Source organism: Streptococcus sp. k-163 (assembly GCF_013277555.1).
In the GTDB taxonomy this organism is placed as follows: Bacteria; Bacillota; Bacilli; order Lactobacillales; family Streptococcaceae; genus Streptococcus.
The window spans coordinates 1-549 of sequence record NZ_VMND01000022.1 but is presented as its reverse complement, the minus strand read 5'-3'; the positions used below and the strand labels follow the sequence as shown (position 1 = coordinate 549).

The 549-nt window shown below is 43.4% G+C and carries 1 protein-coding gene; it reads left to right on the top strand.

The window, feature by feature from the left end; translation table 11 throughout:
- A partial coding sequence (locus HT731_RS08365) for a DUF1542 domain-containing protein (protein WP_173278506.1) occupies positions 1 to 549 on the top strand: 549 nt, incomplete at both ends.

The window sequence follows — 549 nt, the reverse complement described above, 5'->3', positions numbered from 1 at the left end:
AGCAGATAAAGCTAAAGAAGCAATTGATGCAGCACCAAGTGATGCGGAAGTAGATAAAGCTAAAGAAGCTGGTACTGGAGCAGTTGAAGCAATCAATCCAGAAGCCAAAGCTAAACCAGAAGCTAAGCAAGCAATCGATGACGCTCTTAAAGCTAAGGAAGCAGCAATTGACGCTCGTACAGACTTGACAGATGACGAGAAGAAAGCAGCTAAAGATGCAGCTAAAGATGCAGCAGATAAAGCTAAAGAAGCAATTGATGCAGCACCAAGCAATGCAGAAGTAGATAAAGCTAAAGAAGCAGGAACTGGTGAAATTGCAAAAGTTAACCCAGTAGCTAAAGAAGCAGCTAAGAAAGCAGTAGCGGATGAATTAGCTAAGAAAGAAGCAGAAATCGCTGGCCGTAACGATCTCACAGATGAAGAGAAAGCTAAAGCCAAAGAAGAAGCTCAAGCAAAAGCTAAGGAAGCAACAGATGCAATCGATGCTCAACCAAGCAACGCAGAAACACCAGAAAAAGCAGCAGAAGCGCAAACAGCAGTAGATGGTGC